Consider the following 15379-nt stretch of genomic DNA (forward strand, 5'->3'; position numbering starts at 1 on the left):
GGTCCCGGGCCCTACGATCGCGCATCATGAAGATCGAGAAGGACCTGGAGGCGGAAGCCTTCCTGGAGGCGCTCCAGGCGGCGGACTGGGACTCGTTCACCCCCGAACGCGACCTGCCGCCGTTGCGCGCCGCCCTCGCCGGTCTGCAGGACAGGCACTACGGCCTGGTGAAGGACGCGCACCGGTACACGACCGGGCGGCTCAAGGAGCACGGCGCGGTGCTGTTCCACCAGGACGTCCACTCCGGGCCCCTCACCGCCTGCGCGCTGAGCCCGTGCGGCCGCTGGCTGGCGACGGCCGGTGGCGCCCTCGCCATCTGGGAGGTTCCCGAAGGGCGCTGCGTCAACGTCATCGACGTTCCCGAAGGCGCCGACCAGATCCGATGGTCCTCGGACGGCACGCGCGTCCTCACCGGCAAGGGCACGTGGGACCCCTTCGGCGCGGGCGGCGCGCTCGACGAGCAGGTGCGGGCGCCCGCCCCCGCCTCCTCGGCCCTGTCGTCCGACGGACGCCGCGCGGTCCTCGAAGCGGACGGCGTCACCATCCTGGACGCGGCGGGCCGGCACCTCTACGACCTCGATTCGGCCCCCCGCGCATGGGCCTGGTCACCCGACGCCAGGCAGGGCGCCTGCCTCACCACCGCGGATGAGATCGACATCTGGACCCTCGGCGACGGCGCGGAGAAGACCGACGTGCTGCACTTCGCACCCACCGACGCGACCGGCGTCCTGTGGGGCGCCGACGACATCGTCGTCTCCACCTCCGCGACCGCGCTCTACTTCAACCGCACCGACGGCGCGTTCATAGGCTGTCACCACTTCAACCTCCGGCCGTCCGGGCCCCGTCCGCTGGAACTGGACGGCCGCGACCTCGCGGAGGACTTCCCGCGGGACCCGACGTACGCCTTCGACCCGGACACCTGGGCGGCGGCCTTCTCGTCCGGCGTCGTGATCGCGCCCACGGAGCACGACGAGTACGCGACGCTCCTGCCGGCGTCCCTCTGCTGGGCCGTCGGCCGCCGGTTCGCCTGGCCCGCGGAGTGGGGCGGGCTGGAGGTCGTCCCCGACGCGATCGCCGCCGTCGACCACCTGCCGCCGCCGGACCGCGAGCGCCTGGCGTCCTTCCGCGGCCCCGGACTGCCCTTCCCCGCGACGCGCGGCTGGCCGCCGCCGAACGCCGGGACCGTGGACGACCTGTTCCGCACCTTCGAGACGGCCTACGACGAGACGGAGTCGCCGCAGCAGATCTGGGCCGAGGAGGTGCTGCGCGGCGCGGCGGTCATCCGCGCCCGCCGCGGCGAGGTGCGTCAGGCGCTTGACCTCGTCGCCAAGCAGCGGGACGAGAACCGCCCGCACGCCGCCGCGGAGGTGGCGATGATCCTCGGCGACCGGACCGGATTCCCGCACACCGACGACGAGATCGAGACCATGTGGCGGGGGAGGGCCGCCGTCGCAGGGGCGGTGGGCGGCGCCTGCGCGGCCCTGGGCGACACGTCCCGCGCGGACCGCTGGTTCGGCCGCGCGCGCGAGGCGATCCCGTCGTCCGACGCCTGGCGCGACCGCCTGCCGGTGATCTGGGCGCTCACCGAGTGCGGCCGCGAGGACGAGGCCCGCGCGCTGCTGGACGAGGGAACGGGCGTCCCCGTCTGGAGGGACGACGTCCCCTACCTCGGCTACCTGCTGCGCCGGGGCGAGACCGGCAGGGCCGAGGAGCTCCTGCGCGCAGGATGGTTCGAGGACTGGCAGGCGGTGCGCCTGCTCGTCCGCCACGTCCTGCCCGACCTGCTGGAACTCTACGGCGAGCGCCACAACGTGTGGGTGAAGGACTCCCTGGCGGAGGCCCGCCGCACCGGAGAATCCGCGGCCGAGGACGTGGAGACTCTCAAGCAGGCCCACACCGACCTCCTCAAGATCCCCCTCGTCCGCCGCGACCACGAAACGGCCGACCTGGTCAGGAAGGCCACCGAGCTGGGCCACGTCGGTGCCGTCCTCGACCTGCTCCCCGTCCTCCCCCTGCCCGACCAGTACGGCGTCAACGGCTCGGACCGCCCCGCCGCCGCGTTCGCCGCCCTCCGCATCATCACGACAGGAGCCGACGTCGACTGCTGGTGACCCGGCACCGGCAGTCGAGCGTGAACCGAACGCTGTGTCCCTGACTCGTTACACTTCAGGACGACCTGGTCAAGATCGGCGGCTCGTCCCGAATGCGAACAGACAGGACTTGGGGGAAAGTCATGACCAGCACGACCAGTTCGTCCGGCGAGAGCGGGGAGCTTCCGGAATTTCCCATGCCCCGGGCGAAAGGATGCCCGTTCGATCCGCCGCCTGCGTTTCGCGCCCTGCAGGAGAAAGGGCCGCTCACGCGGGTGCGGCTGCGTGACGGCAGCACGCCGTGGGCGGTGACGAGGTACGCCGAGCAACGGGCGCTGTTGGCGGACCCGAGGGTCAGTGTCGACCCCACCCTCCCCGGCTACCCGGGGCCGGACGTCCCGCACGGGGACGGCGACGATGAAACCGGTCACGTCGACGGCCAGGAACCCGCCGACGACAGCCATCTTCTCAGTTTCATGAACATGGACGATCCCGAGCACGCCCGGCTGCGCCGGATGGTCACCGCGCCGTTCGCCATCAAGCGGATCGAGGCCATGCGCCCGGCCGTGCAGAAGACCGTCGACGGCCTGATCGACGACATGCTGGCGGGCCCGAGGCCGACGGACCTTGTGGAGGCGTTCGCGTTGCCGGTGCCCTCGCTGGTGATCTGCGAACTGCTCGGCGTTCCCTACGAAGACCACGACTTCTTCCAGGCGAACAGCAAAGCCGTCATCATGCGCTCCTCGACGCCGACGCAGCGGGCCGAAGCCCACCAGCGGCTGTTCGCCTACATCGGCGACCTGCTGGACGCCAAGCGCCGCGATCCCGACGAGGCGCTGCTGTCCGAACTGGGAGAGAAGGTAGAGCAGGGCGCGCTGACCCGGCAGCAAGCTGCCGCGATGGCAGTCCTGCTGCTGTTCGCCGGGCACGAAACGACCGCGAATATGATCGCCCTGGGCACTCTGGCCCTGCTGGAACACCCCGACCAGCTGGCCCTGCTGCGCGACGCCGACGATCCGGAACCGGTCGCCGGCGCGGTCGACGAACTGCTTCGCTACCTGAACATCCCGCACCTCGGGATGCGCCGCGTCGCGCTGGAGGACATCGAGATCGCCGGCCAGACCATCCGCGCCGGCGAGGGGATGATCCTCCTCAACGACATGGGCAACCGCGACCCCGAGGTGTTCCCCGACGGGGATCGGCTGGACCTGCGCCGTGACGCTCGCCGCCATGTGACTTTCAGCTTCGGAGTCCACCAGTGCCTCGGCCAGCCGCTGGCCCGCATGGAACTCCAAGTCGTCTACGGCACCCTCTATAAACGCATCCCTACCCTTCGCCTGGCCACTCAGCTGGACGACATCCCGTTCAAACATGACGCGTTCATCTACGGCGTCCATGAACTGCCCGTGACCTGGTGACACCAAGGCGAGCAAGGAGCATCCCGTGAAGGTGACCATTGATCAGGACAAGTGCATTGGCTCCGGGCAATGCGTCATGGCGGCCGATAGGGTTTTCGACCAGCGCGAAGAGGACGGCATCGTCGTTCTCCTCGATGAGGATCCATCCTCCGAGCAGGCCGACGACGTGCGGCATGCCGTAGAAGTGTGCCCGGCACTGGCCATCACGATCGAGGAATGACGAGGTCCGCCAGGGCGCGGCTATGCGCCGCTCTGGTCTCTGGCCCGCAGGGCGAGCGCGACCAGGGCGGCGTCCTGCGGGCGTCGCAGGTCCCGGCCGGTGAGCTCGTGGAACCTTTTGAAACGGTGCTGGACGGTGTTGCGGTGGAGGAAGAGGGCCGCGCCGGTGTCGGCGATCGATCCGGTACCGGCGAGGTGCACCCGCGCGGTGTCGAGGAGCCGGCGGGCCTCCGAATCGGGGCCCGCCGAGGGGTCGAGCGCGCCGAGTACCTGGTCCGCGAGGTCGCCCGCGAGGTCCCCGGTGCGGTGGACCAGGACGTCCAGCCAGCTGTCCTCCAGTCCGCGCGGGCCGGTCGCGTCGGCCGGGAGGACGCGCGCGGTGGCGGTGGCCAGCACGACTCCACGGGGCACCGAGGCGAGTCCGTTCATGACCGGTGACAGGCCGCACGGTACGTCCTGGAGATGATCCAGGACCGTTCGCTGAGTCATGCGGGGTCCCAGGCCGATGACGAGCACCTCGTCCGAGACGGCCGGCTGCTGCTGCAGCACGGCGCCGGTGGCGCGAAGGGCCGCCGTGGCACGCAGCAGCCGCGCACCGTCCCGGGCGGCCGCGACCGCGCACAGGAAGTCGGCCTTCAGGTCGAAGCCCAGCGCCAGGGCGGCGTCGCGGACGACGGTGGGACTGCGGCCGCCGTTGTCCAGGAGGCGGGCGAACCACATTCTGCGCTCGTCGGCGGCCCGGCGGCCCATTTCCAGGACGGTCCGCTGGTAGGCCCGCAGGATGCCCGTCACGTGCCCTTCGACGGCCTCCCAGACGTGGTAGGCCGAGGACGCCAGTTCGGCCATGTCGGAAGGGCCGGCGCGCTCGACCAGCGCGGTCCACACGACGCGGAAGTCCAGCCGGGCGGCGTCGAGCAGGGCTTCGAGCGGGACCCCCTGCCGAGCACGCCGCTCCCCGACGCGTTCCGACACCGAGGTGACCTCGTCCGGCACGGGCAGGCCCGCCACGGTGTGCAGCACCAGCTCGAAGGCGTGCACCGCGGCGCCGTGGAGCTCCTGGTCGGGGACGAGGTCGCCGTATGCGGCGCGTACCGGTCGCACGACCTCCATCCACTCCCCGATGAGGCCGTCGATGCCGTCGAGGCAGTCGACGGCGAGTTCGATGACCCGGGGGGCCGGGGGAGGGGCAGATGAGACCGGGGTGTGCATCTGCACAAACCTAGAGGCTGCATTGGCGGTGATTCAACGTTGGCCGCCGCTTTCACCTTCCGGGATCGTGGGAGAACGGAAGATCCGCAATCGGGTCGTGTGTGGCCAGGAGGTTGTAGCAGTGCATCTGACTCCTCGCGAGCTGGAGCGGGTCCAGATGTTCGCCGTCGCCGAACTCGCGCGGCGCCGCCGGGCGCGGGGGCGGCGGCTGAACACGCCGGAGGCGATCGCCATCATCTGCGACGAGGTCCTGGAGGCCGCCTGGGCCGGGCTGAGCCTGGAGGAGGTCATCGCGGCCGGCCGGGCCGCGCTGTCACCGGAGGAGGTCATGGACGGGGTGCCGTCGATGATCCCGACGATCCAGGTCGAGGCGCTCTTCCCCAGCGGGACCTCGCTGGTCGCGATCGACGATCCCATCGCTCCGGCCGGCGCGCGCGGGGGCGGGGCCGGGCCCGGGGCGGTGCGGACCGCGGAAGGGCCGGTCGAGATCAATGCCGGCCGCGGGCGGCTGATGCTCACGGTGCGCAACACCGGCGATCGGACGATCTACGTGTCGTCGCACTACCCGCTTGCGGAGGCGAACGCGGCCCTGGAGTTCGACCGGGCGGCCGCGCTGGGGATGCGGCTGGACATCGCCGCGGGCACCGCGCTGGCCTTCGAGCCCGGCGTCGAACGGGAGGTCCGACTAGTGGAGGGCCGGCGTGGTCCGGCGGAACGGGAGACGGCGGTATGACAAGGGTCGACCGGCGCACGTACAACGCCCTTTACGGCCCCACCACGGGGGACCGCGTCCGGCTCGGCGACACCTGCCTGTGGGTGGAGGTCGAGGCCGACGACGGCGTCCCCGGCGACGAGCTCCTCGGCGGATGCGGCAAGACGGTCCGGGACGGCCTGCTCGCCTCGCCGCACTCCGACCGGATGTCGGCGCTGGACCTGGTGGTCTCCAGCGTGCTCCTGATCGATCCGGTCCTCGGGGTGCGCAAGACGGACATCGGCGTCAAGGACGGCCGCATCGTCGCGGTCGGCGGGGGCGGCAACCCGGACATGGCGCCGGTGGACTTCGCGATCGACTCGCATACCGCGGTGGTCACCGGGGAGGGGCTGATCGCCACACCGGGCATCGTCGACAGCCACGTCCATCTCTCCTCGCCGGAGGTCGGGCCCGCCGCGCTCGCGGCGGGGGTGACCACGATCGTCGGCATGGGCCTGGGCGGGGTGTGGGACATCGGCTGCAATCCGGAGAACAACCTGCACACCCTGATGTCCTCATGGCGGGGGACCCCGCTGAACGTGGCGTTCCTGGCCCGGGGCTCGTCCAGTTCCCGCGCCGTGCTGGACCGGTCGGTGCTGGCCGGGGCCGGCGGTTTCAAGATCCACGAGGACTTCGGGGCCACCCCCCGGATCATCGACACCTGCCTGGACACCGCCGAGCACGCCGACCTGCCGGTCGCCTTGCACACCGACTCGCTGAACGAGTCCGGCTATCTGCGGGACACGGTCGACGCGACGCGGGGACGGACCGTCCACGCCTACCACGTCGAGGGCGGCGGCGGTCACCCCGACCTGCTGGAGATCCTTTCCGAGCGGAGCATCCTGGCCTCCTCCACCACGCCCACGGTCCCGTACACGGTGAACACGGCGGCCGAGCTCTTCCCGATGACCATGACCGTGCACCGCCAGAACCAGCACGTCGAAACCGACGTCGCGATCTCGCGCGGGCGCATTCGGAGCCACGCCATCGCCGCCGAGAACGTGCTCCACGACCTCGGCGCCATCAGCATCGTCAACTCCGATTCGATGGGCATGGGCCGGATCGCCGAGACGGCCCGGCGCACCTGGCAGCTCGCCCACGTCCAGGCGCTGCGGGCCGGGCACGGGGGTGCGGAGGATCCGGCCAACGAGCGGGTGCTGCGCTACCTGGCCAAGATCACGGTGAATCCGGCCATCGCGCACGGCCTGGCGCACGAGGTCGGCACGCTCCGGCCGGGACATCTGGCCGACCTGGTGCTGTGGCATCCGGCCTGGTTCGGGGCCAAGCCGGAACTGGTCATCAAGGGCGGGTTCGTCGCCTGGGGCAACGCCGGCTCCGGCTCGGGCTCGACCAGGCTCACCCAGCCGCGCCGGTACCGTCCGTACTTCGGAGCGTTGGGCGACGCGCCGGCCCGGCTTTCGCGGATCTTCGTCGCGGCGGCCGCGCTCTCCGACGGCACTGCCTCCGCTGCCCTTCCGCGTGGGCTGACGTACGCGCCGGTGCGCTCCGCACGCGGCCTGACCAGGGCGGACATGCTGCACAACACGGCGGCCCCGAGGGTCGAGGTGCCGCGGACGCCGGGCCCGGTGCTCGTCGACGGGGTCGAGACCACCGTCCCGGCCGCCACCGACCTGCCGCTCTATTTCTACAACAGCCTCTACGAGGGCGGCGTGTGCGACCGCAACCAGGTCATCACCGGTGAGACCGCGTCGCAGTTCCTGAAGCCGCTGATGGGTTATGCGGCCGAGAATCTCGGCAAGAAGATGTAGGTGGTGGCCGCGGATTACAACTACGGCCGGATCTCCGCCCAGTGGATCGAGAAGTACGCGCGCGAGCTCGGCGCCACGGTCGTCGGCAAGGAGTTCATCTCGCTCGACAGCGGCGATTTCGCGGCGACGCTGAACAATATCCAGCAGCAGGCTCCGAACGTCATCGTCTCCGTGCTCGTGGGCGCCAACCATGTTCCCTTCTACCGGGAATTCACCGCCAAGGGGCTCAACGCGAAGATGAAGATCGTCTCACCGTCCTTCGGGCTCGGGAACGAACAGGAGATCCTCAGTCCGGCGGAGGCCAAGGGGGTCATCACCTCCTACAACTACTACGAGGAGCTCAAGAACCCCGCCAATGCCGAATTCCTGAAGAAGTTCGCCGGCGCCCATGGCGCGAACCAGCCGTACATCACCGACCTGGCGGTCTCGGAGTGGAACGGCTGGCAGTTGTGGGCCGCCGCCGTCAACAAGGCGGGCAGCCTGGACCGGGACAAGGTGCTCAAGGCCGTCGAGTCCGGCCAGGTCTCGATCGACTCACCGGCCGGCAAGGTCACCCTGGACGGACGGTCCCACCACGTGGTCGAGGACATCACCCTCGGCAGGGTGAACGACCGGCGCGGGTTCGACCTCGTCAAGACGATCCCGAATCAGGCCCCCGTTTATGAGAAGTCGGTGTGCGACCTGGTCAAGAACCCTTCCCTGAACCGCGCCTTCACCCCCTGAAAGGAGTGCGGGCGATGCTCGGCAACCTCGCGGTCAACATCCTTTACGACATGGCGGGCCTCATCATGGTCTCGCTCGGCCTCTCGATCATCTTCGGCATGATGGGCGTCATCAACATGGCGCACGGCGAGTTCATCATGCTCGGCGCCTTCACGGCGGTGCTCGCCGTCCAGACGGGACTTCCGCTCTGGGCCGGCATCCTCGCCGCCCCGGCCTTCACCGGCGCCGCCGGCATCGTCACGGAGCGGCTTCTGATCCGCAGGCTGTACGGCCGCCGGATCGAGAGCACGCTGCTGGTCACCTTCGGGCTGAGCCTGATACTCCAGCAGACCATGACGCTCCAGGCGGGCAGCAGCCCACGCGGCATCGCCACCCCGCTCGGCAGCGTCCACGCGGGACGCTACGCGATCGGGTGGTACAGCATCGTGCTGATCATCGCGGCGCCGGGCCTGGTCGGCCTCGTCCTGCTGGTGTTCCGCCGCACCCGGTACGGGCTGCTGGCCCGCGCCACCATGCAGAACCGCGACATGGCGGGCGACCTCGGGGTCGACACCGCCCGGGTCAACGCGCTGACGTTCGGCCTCGGCGCGGCGCTGGCCGGCGTCGCGGGCGCGTTCCTCGCGCCGGTGCTGGCCGTGGTGCCGACGATGGGCGTGCCCCTGATCTCGTCGGCCTTCATCAGCGTCGTCCTCGCCGGTCCCGCCGTGGTCACCGGCATGGTCGCCGCGGCCGGCCTGCTCGGCGCGGTCCGCCAGGTCGTCAGCCTGGCGTCCACGCCGCTGCTGGGGACGGCCGCGCTGCTGGCCACGGCCACCGTCATCCTGCGGCTGCTGCCCGACGGGATCTCGGGCCGGTTCCGGAAGGCGACGCTGTGACCGGCCATCCTGCCCAGGGCGCCTCCGCCGGCCGCCGCGCCGCCGTGCTGCGGCTCGCGTCGGGCACGCCCGGCATCCTCGTGATCGCCCTCGCCGCCGCCTTCGCCGCCGGCGCGCTCGGAGACGCCGCCGCCCAGCGGCTCACCACCTGGACCGTCTACGGGCTGCTCGCGCTGAGCCTCGTCCTGGTCTGGGGCAAGGCCGGCATCCTCAGCTTCGCCCAGGGCGCCCTCTTCGGCATCGGCGCCTACGCCTACGGCGTGCTGGCGGGCAACCTCCTTCCGATGACCGGCGAATCGGTCTCGGCGGTCGCCGGTGCGGCGTTGGTCGCCGGGCTCGCCGCGGCGTCGATCGGCTATTTCGTCTTCTACGGCCGGCTGAGCGAGCTTCCCGTCGCGATCGTGACCCTGGCCTTCTCCCTGCTGCTGCTCACGGTGATGGGCAGCCTGTCCGACCCGAAATACCACATCGGCTCCGTGGCACTGGGCGGATACAACGGGCTCGCGACCTCGGCCCTGACCGTTCCCTGGGCGCCGGACGGCCTGCCGCTCATCGCGACGTTCCAGCTGGTCGTCATCGTGACCGCACTGGTCGCCGTCGGCCTCCGGACGCTGATGCGCAGGCCCTTCGGGCGCGTCGTGCTCGCGACCGCGAGCAACCGGGAGCGGACCGAACTGCTCGGCTACGACCCGCGGCGCGTGCGCTTGACGGCCTTCGCGCTCGGCGGCGTGGTGGCGGGCCTCGCCGGTGCCCTGTACGCCGCGAGCGCCCTCTACATCGATCCGTCCGTCTTCGGTCTCGCCCAGTCGACCATGGTCGTCGTGTGGGTCCTGGTCGGGGGGAGGCAGTCGCTGCTCGGCGGGCTCGCCGGCGTCGTGCTGGTGGAGCCGCTGACCTCGGCGCTCGGTGGTGCCGGCGGCGACTTCGGGCCGATCGTGCTGGGCGCGGTCCTGATCCTGGTGGTCCTGGTGGTTCCCGCCGGGCTCGTGCCGACGCTGGCCGGCCTCGTCCGCCGGCTGCGTGCCCGGGACGGGGCCGCCGCGGACGCCGATACCGCGATCCAGCCGATCGACGGTGATCCGCCGCTCCCGCGGGACGAGGGCAGGGCCGCCACCCTGAGCACGCACGACCTGGTCAAGCGCTTCGGAGGGCTGGTCGCCACCGACGGTGTCTCCCTGCGTTTCGAGGCGCACCGGATCCACTCGATCGTCGGCCCCAACGGCGCCGGCAAGAGCACCCTGTTCTCCCTGCTCGTCGGGAGGAACCGCCCCACGAGCGGGACGATCCGCCTGGGTGACGCCGACATCACCGGGCGGCCGGCCTTCCGGCGGGCCCGGCTGGGCGTGGGGATCAAGACGCAGGTCTCCAGCGTCTACCTCGAAGCGACCGTCCTGGAGAACCTGTGGCTGGCGGCGTACGCCGATTGCCGTTCGGTGCGCGAGGCCGACCGGCGGGCGCGGGCGATGGCCGGATGGCTGGGCCTGGCGGCGCGGGCGGACGGCCCCGCGTCCGAGCTCGCCCACGGGCACCGGCAGCTGCTGGAGATCGGAATGGTGCTGGCGGCCCGCCCCGCGGTGGTCCTGCTGGACGAGCCGACCGCCGGCATGACACGTGAGGAGACCCGTCTCGTCGCGGAACTGGTGAAGAGGCTGTCCTCTCACTGCACGGTGGTGGTCGTCGAGCACGACATGGAGTTCATCCGCGAACTGGGCGCCCCGGTCACGGTGCTGCACAAGGGGGCCGTCCTGGCCGAGGGCAGCGTCGACGAGATCCGGGCCGACGAGCGGGTCCTGAGCAGCTACCTAGGGCGGACGCATGCTGACGCTAAGTGATGTCCGCAGCGGATACGGCTCGACGACGGTGCTCCACGGAGTCACATTGGAAGTGGCGGCCGGAGAGACGACCGTGCTTCTCGGACGCAACGGGGTGGGGAAGTCGACCCTGCTCCGCACCATCATCGGGCGGCTTCCGCTCACGCGCGGGTCCATCAGCCTCGGCGACCGGGAACTCGGCGGGCTGCCCCCGCACGAACGGGCGCGCGCCGGGCTGGCCTACGTGCCCCAGGGGCGCGACATCTTCCCGGGGCTCTCCGTGCTGGAGAACCTGCGGGTCGCGGTCGCCGGGACGCGCCGCCGCGAGTGGCCCGCCCGCCTGGAACGGACGCTCGAGGAGTTTCCGCAGCTCAAGCCGAAAGTGAACGCCGGCGGCCGGAGCCTGAGCGGCGGTCAGCAGCAGATCCTCGCGATCGCCAGAGCCCTGATCACCGATCCGCGTGCGCTGCTGCTCGACGAGCCGTCCGAGGGCATCCAGCCCTCGATCGTCGTCGACATCGCCGGGATGCTCGTGGCGGCCGCGCGCGAACGGGGCATCGCCGTCCTGGTCGCTGAACAGAACCTCGACTTCGTCGGGCGCGTGTGCGCGTCCGTCAACGTCATCGACAAGGGCACCCTGGTCGACAGGGTCGCGGTCGGGGACCTCATGACGAACGAGGACCTGCAGCACGAGTATCTCGGCGTCTGAACCGGTCGTCCCAGTGACAACGAAAGGAAACAGCGCATGGCCAGCACATCTCTCGTCGAGACGGCCGTCGACCGCTACTCCGCGGCGATCGCCGCCCGTGACGCGGACGCCTGGGCGGCCAATTTCGCCCCCGACGCCACCAGCGAGGACCCCGTCGGCGGTGCCCCCGTCACCGGCAGGGACGCGCTCAGGGCCTTCCAGCAGGGCATCTTCGACGCCTTCCCCGTCATGATCCTCACCCCCGTCGAGCGCTTCTACGGCGGCGGTCAGGCGGCGGTGAAATGGACCTGCCACGTGGAGGCCGGCGAGCGGAGCGCCGACTTCGAGGGCATCAACGTCTACGAGGTCGACGCGGACGGGCGCATCACCCGGCAGAAGGCCTTCTGGGACATGGCCGCGGTCCAGCGGCGCCTGGAGGGCGACTGACCGCGGCTATCCGGTGCCGAAGCGGGCGCGCAGCGTCCTCTTGTCGATCTTCTCGCCCGGCAGTGTCGGCAGCTCCTCGGTCTGGACCCGCCAGCGCGTGGGGATCTCGAAATAGGCCAGTGTCCCGGTCAGGAACTCGCGCAGGCCGTCCTCGGTGGGCGCGTTCCCGGGCCGGTGGACGACCACCGCGGCCAGTTCCTCGCCCAGGTCCGGGTGCGGCACGCCGAGCACGGCCACCTCCACCAGGAGGGGGTGCCGGGCCAGGGCGGCCTCGACATGCGGGCATGCGATGTTCTCGCCGCCGCGGATGACGACGTCCTTGCTGCGGCCGTTGATGTAGAGGTAGCCGTCGTCGTCGACGTGCCCCAGGTCGCCGGTGTGGAGCCAGCCGTCGTCGTCGACCGTGGCGTCCGGGACGCCGTCAGGGGTGAGGTAGCCGAGCATGACGGTGGGGCTGCGGACCAGGATCTCCCCGCTGCCGGACTCGTCGGGGTCGGCGATGCGCAACTCGACGGCCGGGTAGGGGCGGCCGACGGTGCCGGGACGCTGCGCGAGGTCGCGGTTGCCGGCGACGGTGAGGAACCCGCCCGACTCGCTCATGCCCCAGGTGTTGTTGAGGCCGCGGCGTTCGAGCTGGGGCACACGGCGGCCGATGGTCTCCAGCAGGCTCGTCGGCACGGGGGCGCCGCCGAGCGGCCAGGAGCGCAGGCTGGACAGGTCGCGGGTCGCGAAGTCGGGATGCTCCAGGACGCGGATGGCCATCGTGGGGACGCCGCCGAAGCTCTGCACCCGTTCGGTCTCGATCAGCTCCAGGATCCGGCCCGGATCGAACCTGCCCTCGTTCAGCACCAGCTTGGCGCCGGTGAGCAGGTTGGTGAGCAGGTTGGAGACGCCGCCGACGTGGAACAGCGGCGTGCAGACCAGGGCGACCGGCTGCGGCGCGTCCGCGGGCAGGTCGCCGGGCAGCCGGCCGGAGCGGGACAGCAGGTTGTGCTGGTTGGCGATCACCGAGCGGTGGGAGAGCACCACCCCCTTGGGGGATCCCGTGCTGCCCGACGTGAAGAGGATCAGTGCGGGGTCGTCCTCGGGCGGTGCGGGGAACCCGGCGATGACGGCATCGAGGTCGGCGGGGGGCACACCGTCGAAGGCGGCGGACAGGTCTTCGGGCGCGAGGGAACCGGTGATGCCGTGCGCCCCGGGTTCGGGCAGATCGGTGAAGGTCAGGGCGGGCCGGAGCAGCTTCAGCGCGTGCTCGGTCTCGCTCTTGCTCCACCAGCGGTTGCCCAGGACCGGCACCGCTCCGGCCCGCCATGCCGCCCACAGCGCGAGGATCCAGTCCGGGCCGTTGTAGCCGAGCAGCAGGACGCGGTCGCCGGCGCCGACCCCGCGGCGCGCGAGTTGGGCGGCGGCGGACTCGACGGCGCCGAGGAAGTGCGCGAACGAGATTCGCCGTCGTCCCTGCACGATGAAGGTGCGGTCCGCCCAGCGCGGCACCCCGGCGAGCATTTCGCCGAGCGAGCCGGGCCGCGGGTGCAGGACCCGCCCCGGATGCCCGGCGTAGCCGTCCTCGGTGACCGCCGTGCCCCAGAGCTCCGCGAGCGAGCGGCGGCCCGCCTGGTAACGCGCCATCGTCGAGAAGTGTCCCTTCCATCCGCGATTCACGGCGCGCCAAGCCTAAACGCTACAGGTCTGAATAGTCTATGGATAGATTTTATTGGGTCATGCCTGGCGGCAGAGGCGGCTTCGGCGGACACTAGTCTGTGGGAATGTCGGAAATGATCATCCGGGCGCGGGCCGTCAGGGTCGAGTTCGGCGGCACCGCGATCCTCGACGGCGTCGACCTGGCGGCCGGACGGGGCGAGATCGTCGCCGTGGCCGGGGAGAACGGCGCCGGCAAGTCCACGCTGCTGCGCTGCCTGGCGGGTCTCCAGCCGCGCGCGGGCGGCGAGGTCGGGGTGCTGGACCGCGCACCCGCCGACGGGCCGGGCTTCTGGCGCGACGTCGTCCTCGTCGGCGACGAGCCGGCCTGGTATCCGGGGCTGACCGTTCTGGAGCACCTGGAGCTCATGGCGTCCGTGCACGGCGGGTCCCCCCGGATGGGCGCCGAGGAGGCCCTGGAGATGTTCGGTCTCGCGGGACGGCGCGACATGGCGCCCCTGGCGATGTCCACCGGCCAGCGGCAGCGCCTGTCGCTGGCGATGGCACTGCTGCGCCCGAGCCGCGTACTCCTCCTGGACGAGCCGGAGCGCGGTCTCGACGCGGCGTTCCGAGCCCGCCTGGCGTCGATCCTGGCCGGGTACGCGGCCGCCGGGGGCACGGTCGTGATGGCGACGCACGATCCCGGGATGGCACAGGCCGCCGGGGCGCGGCTCGTAACACTGGAGGCCGCGTGAACATCGTCCGGCGCAGGGAGCGCATGGGCTGGACCGACCGGTACGCCCTTGTGTTCGGTACGTCGGTGGCGCTGCTGCTGCTCGCGCCGTACGTCCAGGACGTGCTCACGGGCCTCGGCCGCCAGGTCGACCCGACGCGGGCGGGCGCCGGTCTGGCCCTGCTGGGCCTGCTCTACACGGGCTACCTGGTCCTGGCCCGTGCCTTCGGGCCCCTCGCCTTACCTGCCGCCGACGCGGCCTGGCTGCTGCTCTCCCCGCTGCCCCGCCGCCGGGTGCTGGCGCTGTCGTCGCTGGTCCTGCTCGGCGTGGCGGTGGTAGGCGGGCTGGCCCTCGGGGTGAGCCTGCTCGCGGTGCTCGGAGCACCCGACCACACCGTCCTGCGGCTGGCGGCGGCGCTGGTGCTCGGCGTCTCCGCGACGACCGGCGGGACCGCGGCCGCGGTGCTGGCCCAAGGATCCGAGTCCTGGGACGGCCGGCTGCGCGTGGCGATCCTCGCGGTGGCGGTCGCCGCCGTCCTCGCGGCCTTCCTGAGCGGCCCCGCCGGCCGCCTCGTCCAAACGGTCCCGGCCTCGCTGGGCGCGACCCTGGCGGCGGCCGGCGCCGTCGCCGCGGCACTGGCGGTGCGGATGGCGGGGGCCCGGCTCGACCGCGTCCACGCGCGCGACCTGCTGGCCGCCTCCACCCGCGCCAACCGGGCGGCGACCGCGACGGCCATGCTCGACCCCGGCGCCCTGACCATGGTCGCCGAGGACGCGTACTGGCGAGGCCGTGCCCTGCGGTCGCGGCGCTGGCCGATGCTGCCCGCCCCGCTCGCGCTGGCCTGGCACGACTGGCGCAGGCTCGGCCGCCGGCCGGTGCGGCTCGCCGCCCTGTTCGCGTCCACCATGCTGCCCGCGCTGGCGGCGCTGGAGGCGGGCGGCGCCGCCCCAATCGCGGTGGCGCTGGCCGCGGCCGGGGCGCTGGGCGCGGCCGCGTCCTGCACGGCG

The 15379-nt window shown here is 71.8% G+C and carries 14 protein-coding genes; 12 read left to right on the plus strand and 2 right to left on the minus strand.

The genetic code is table 11. The annotated features are described in order from the left end of the window. The first annotated feature begins 26 nt into the window (after positions 1–26). The 3 genes from ABD340_RS03650 to ABD340_RS03660 all read left to right on the plus strand — a co-directional run bounded on the left by ABD340_RS03650 (position 27) and on the right by ABD340_RS03660 (position 3728). Positions 27–2111: a WD40 repeat domain-containing protein gene (locus tag ABD340_RS03650; protein ID WP_344586943.1), complete on the plus strand. Its 2085-nt coding sequence runs from the start codon at positions 27–29 to the stop codon at positions 2109–2111. Positions 2112–2365: 254 nt separating this feature from the next. Then, positions 2366–3508 (plus strand): cytochrome P450, encoded by a 1143-nt coding sequence (locus ABD340_RS03655; protein WP_344586944.1) that lies wholly within the window; start codon positions 2366–2368, stop codon positions 3506–3508. Between the two features lie 25 nt (positions 3509–3533). Beyond that, complete coding sequence (locus ABD340_RS03660; RefSeq protein ID WP_344586945.1) at positions 3534–3728, plus strand: ferredoxin; 195 nt, start codon at positions 3534–3536, stop codon at positions 3726–3728. A gap of 20 nt (positions 3729–3748) precedes the next feature. Here the strand turns inward: ABD340_RS03660 and ABD340_RS03665 are convergent, their stop codons facing one another. Next, the gene (locus ABD340_RS03665) at positions 3749–4936 is read right to left on the minus strand and encodes a PucR family transcriptional regulator (RefSeq protein ID WP_344586946.1); all 1188 of its coding nucleotides are present in this window, start codon (positions 4934–4936) and stop codon (positions 3749–3751) included. Between the two features lie 121 nt (positions 4937–5057). Between ABD340_RS03665 and ureA the strand changes: the two genes are divergently transcribed. From ureA to ABD340_RS03700, 7 genes are read left to right on the plus strand one after another with little or no spacing between them, the layout of a single operon-like run. Then, positions 5058–5669 carry an urease subunit gamma gene (gene ureA, locus ABD340_RS03670; RefSeq protein WP_344586947.1) on the plus strand — a complete coding sequence of 204 codons (612 nt, stop codon included), beginning with the start codon at positions 5058–5060 and terminating at the stop codon, positions 5667–5669. Next, positions 5666–7456 carry an urease subunit alpha gene (locus ABD340_RS03675; protein ID WP_344586949.1) on the plus strand — a complete coding sequence of 597 codons (1791 nt, stop codon included), beginning with the start codon at positions 5666–5668 and terminating at the stop codon, positions 7454–7456. The genes ureA and ABD340_RS03675 overlap by 4 nt, the downstream gene beginning before the upstream one ends. Next, complete coding sequence (locus ABD340_RS03680) at positions 7457–8179, plus strand: ABC transporter substrate-binding protein (protein WP_344586950.1); 723 nt, start codon at positions 7457–7459, stop codon at positions 8177–8179. Positions 8180–8193: 14 nt separating this feature from the next. Further along, the gene (locus ABD340_RS03685) at positions 8194–9054 is read left to right on the plus strand and encodes a branched-chain amino acid ABC transporter permease (protein WP_344586951.1); all 861 of its coding nucleotides are present in this window, start codon (positions 8194–8196) and stop codon (positions 9052–9054) included. Beyond that, entirely contained in the window at positions 9051–10886 is a 1836-nt protein-coding gene (locus tag ABD340_RS03690; RefSeq protein ID WP_344586952.1) for an ABC transporter permease subunit, read from the plus strand. The genes ABD340_RS03685 and ABD340_RS03690 overlap by 4 nt, the downstream gene beginning before the upstream one ends. Further along, complete coding sequence (locus tag ABD340_RS03695) at positions 10870–11574, plus strand: ABC transporter ATP-binding protein (RefSeq protein ID WP_344586953.1); 705 nt, start codon at positions 10870–10872, stop codon at positions 11572–11574. The genes ABD340_RS03690 and ABD340_RS03695 overlap by 17 nt, the downstream gene beginning before the upstream one ends. A gap of 36 nt (positions 11575–11610) precedes the next feature. Beyond that, the gene (locus tag ABD340_RS03700; RefSeq protein ID WP_344586954.1) at positions 11611–12000 is read left to right on the plus strand and encodes a nuclear transport factor 2 family protein; all 390 of its coding nucleotides are present in this window, start codon (positions 11611–11613) and stop codon (positions 11998–12000) included. A gap of 6 nt (positions 12001–12006) precedes the next feature. Here ABD340_RS03700 and ABD340_RS03705 read toward each other — a convergent pair whose 3' ends face one another. Beyond that, positions 12007–13629: a class I adenylate-forming enzyme family protein gene (locus ABD340_RS03705; RefSeq protein ID WP_344586955.1), complete on the minus strand. Its 1623-nt coding sequence runs from the start codon at positions 13627–13629 to the stop codon at positions 12007–12009. A 137-nt stretch (positions 13630–13766) separates the two neighbouring features. On the opposite strand from ABD340_RS03705, the gene ABD340_RS03710 reads away from it, so the two are divergent. Beyond that, on the plus strand, positions 13767–14393 hold the full coding sequence (locus ABD340_RS03710) for an ABC transporter ATP-binding protein (RefSeq protein ID WP_344586956.1): 627 nt from the start codon (positions 13767–13769) through the stop codon (positions 14391–14393). Next, the coding region (locus ABD340_RS03715; protein ID WP_344586957.1) for a DUF6297 family protein at positions 14390–15379 on the plus strand (990 nt) is incomplete at its 3' end. The genes ABD340_RS03710 and ABD340_RS03715, both read left to right, overlap by 4 nt.

The organism is Actinomadura vinacea, from assembly GCF_039532545.1.
GTDB classification, from domain to species: Bacteria; Actinomycetota; Actinomycetes; order Streptosporangiales; family Streptosporangiaceae; genus Spirillospora; species Spirillospora vinacea.

Bases quoted from the DNA above. Each gene is read 5' to 3' on its own strand.
- ABD340_RS03650 (WP_344586943.1), top strand. From the start codon at position 27: ATGAAGATCGAGAAGGACCTGGAGGCGGAAGCCTTCCTGGAGGCGCTC.
- ABD340_RS03675 (WP_344586949.1), top strand. From the start codon at position 5,666: ATGACAAGGGTCGACCGGCGCACGTACAACGCCCTTTACGGCCCCACC.
- ABD340_RS03695 (WP_344586953.1), top strand. From the start codon at position 10,870: ATGCTGACGCTAAGTGATGTCCGCAGCGGATACGGCTCGACGACGGTG.
- ABD340_RS03700 (WP_344586954.1), top strand. From the start codon at position 11,611: ATGGCCAGCACATCTCTCGTCGAGACGGCCGTCGACCGCTACTCCGCG.
- ABD340_RS03705 (WP_344586955.1), bottom strand. From the start codon at position 13,629: ATGGCGCGTTACCAGGCGGGCCGCCGCTCGCTCGCGGAGCTCTGGGGC.
- ABD340_RS03685 (WP_344586951.1), top strand. From the start codon at position 8,194: ATGCTCGGCAACCTCGCGGTCAACATCCTTTACGACATGGCGGGCCTC.
- ABD340_RS03665 (WP_344586946.1), bottom strand. From the start codon at position 4,936: ATGCACACCCCGGTCTCATCTGCCCCTCCCCCGGCCCCCCGGGTCATC.
- ABD340_RS03710 (WP_344586956.1), top strand. From the start codon at position 13,767: ATGTCGGAAATGATCATCCGGGCGCGGGCCGTCAGGGTCGAGTTCGGC.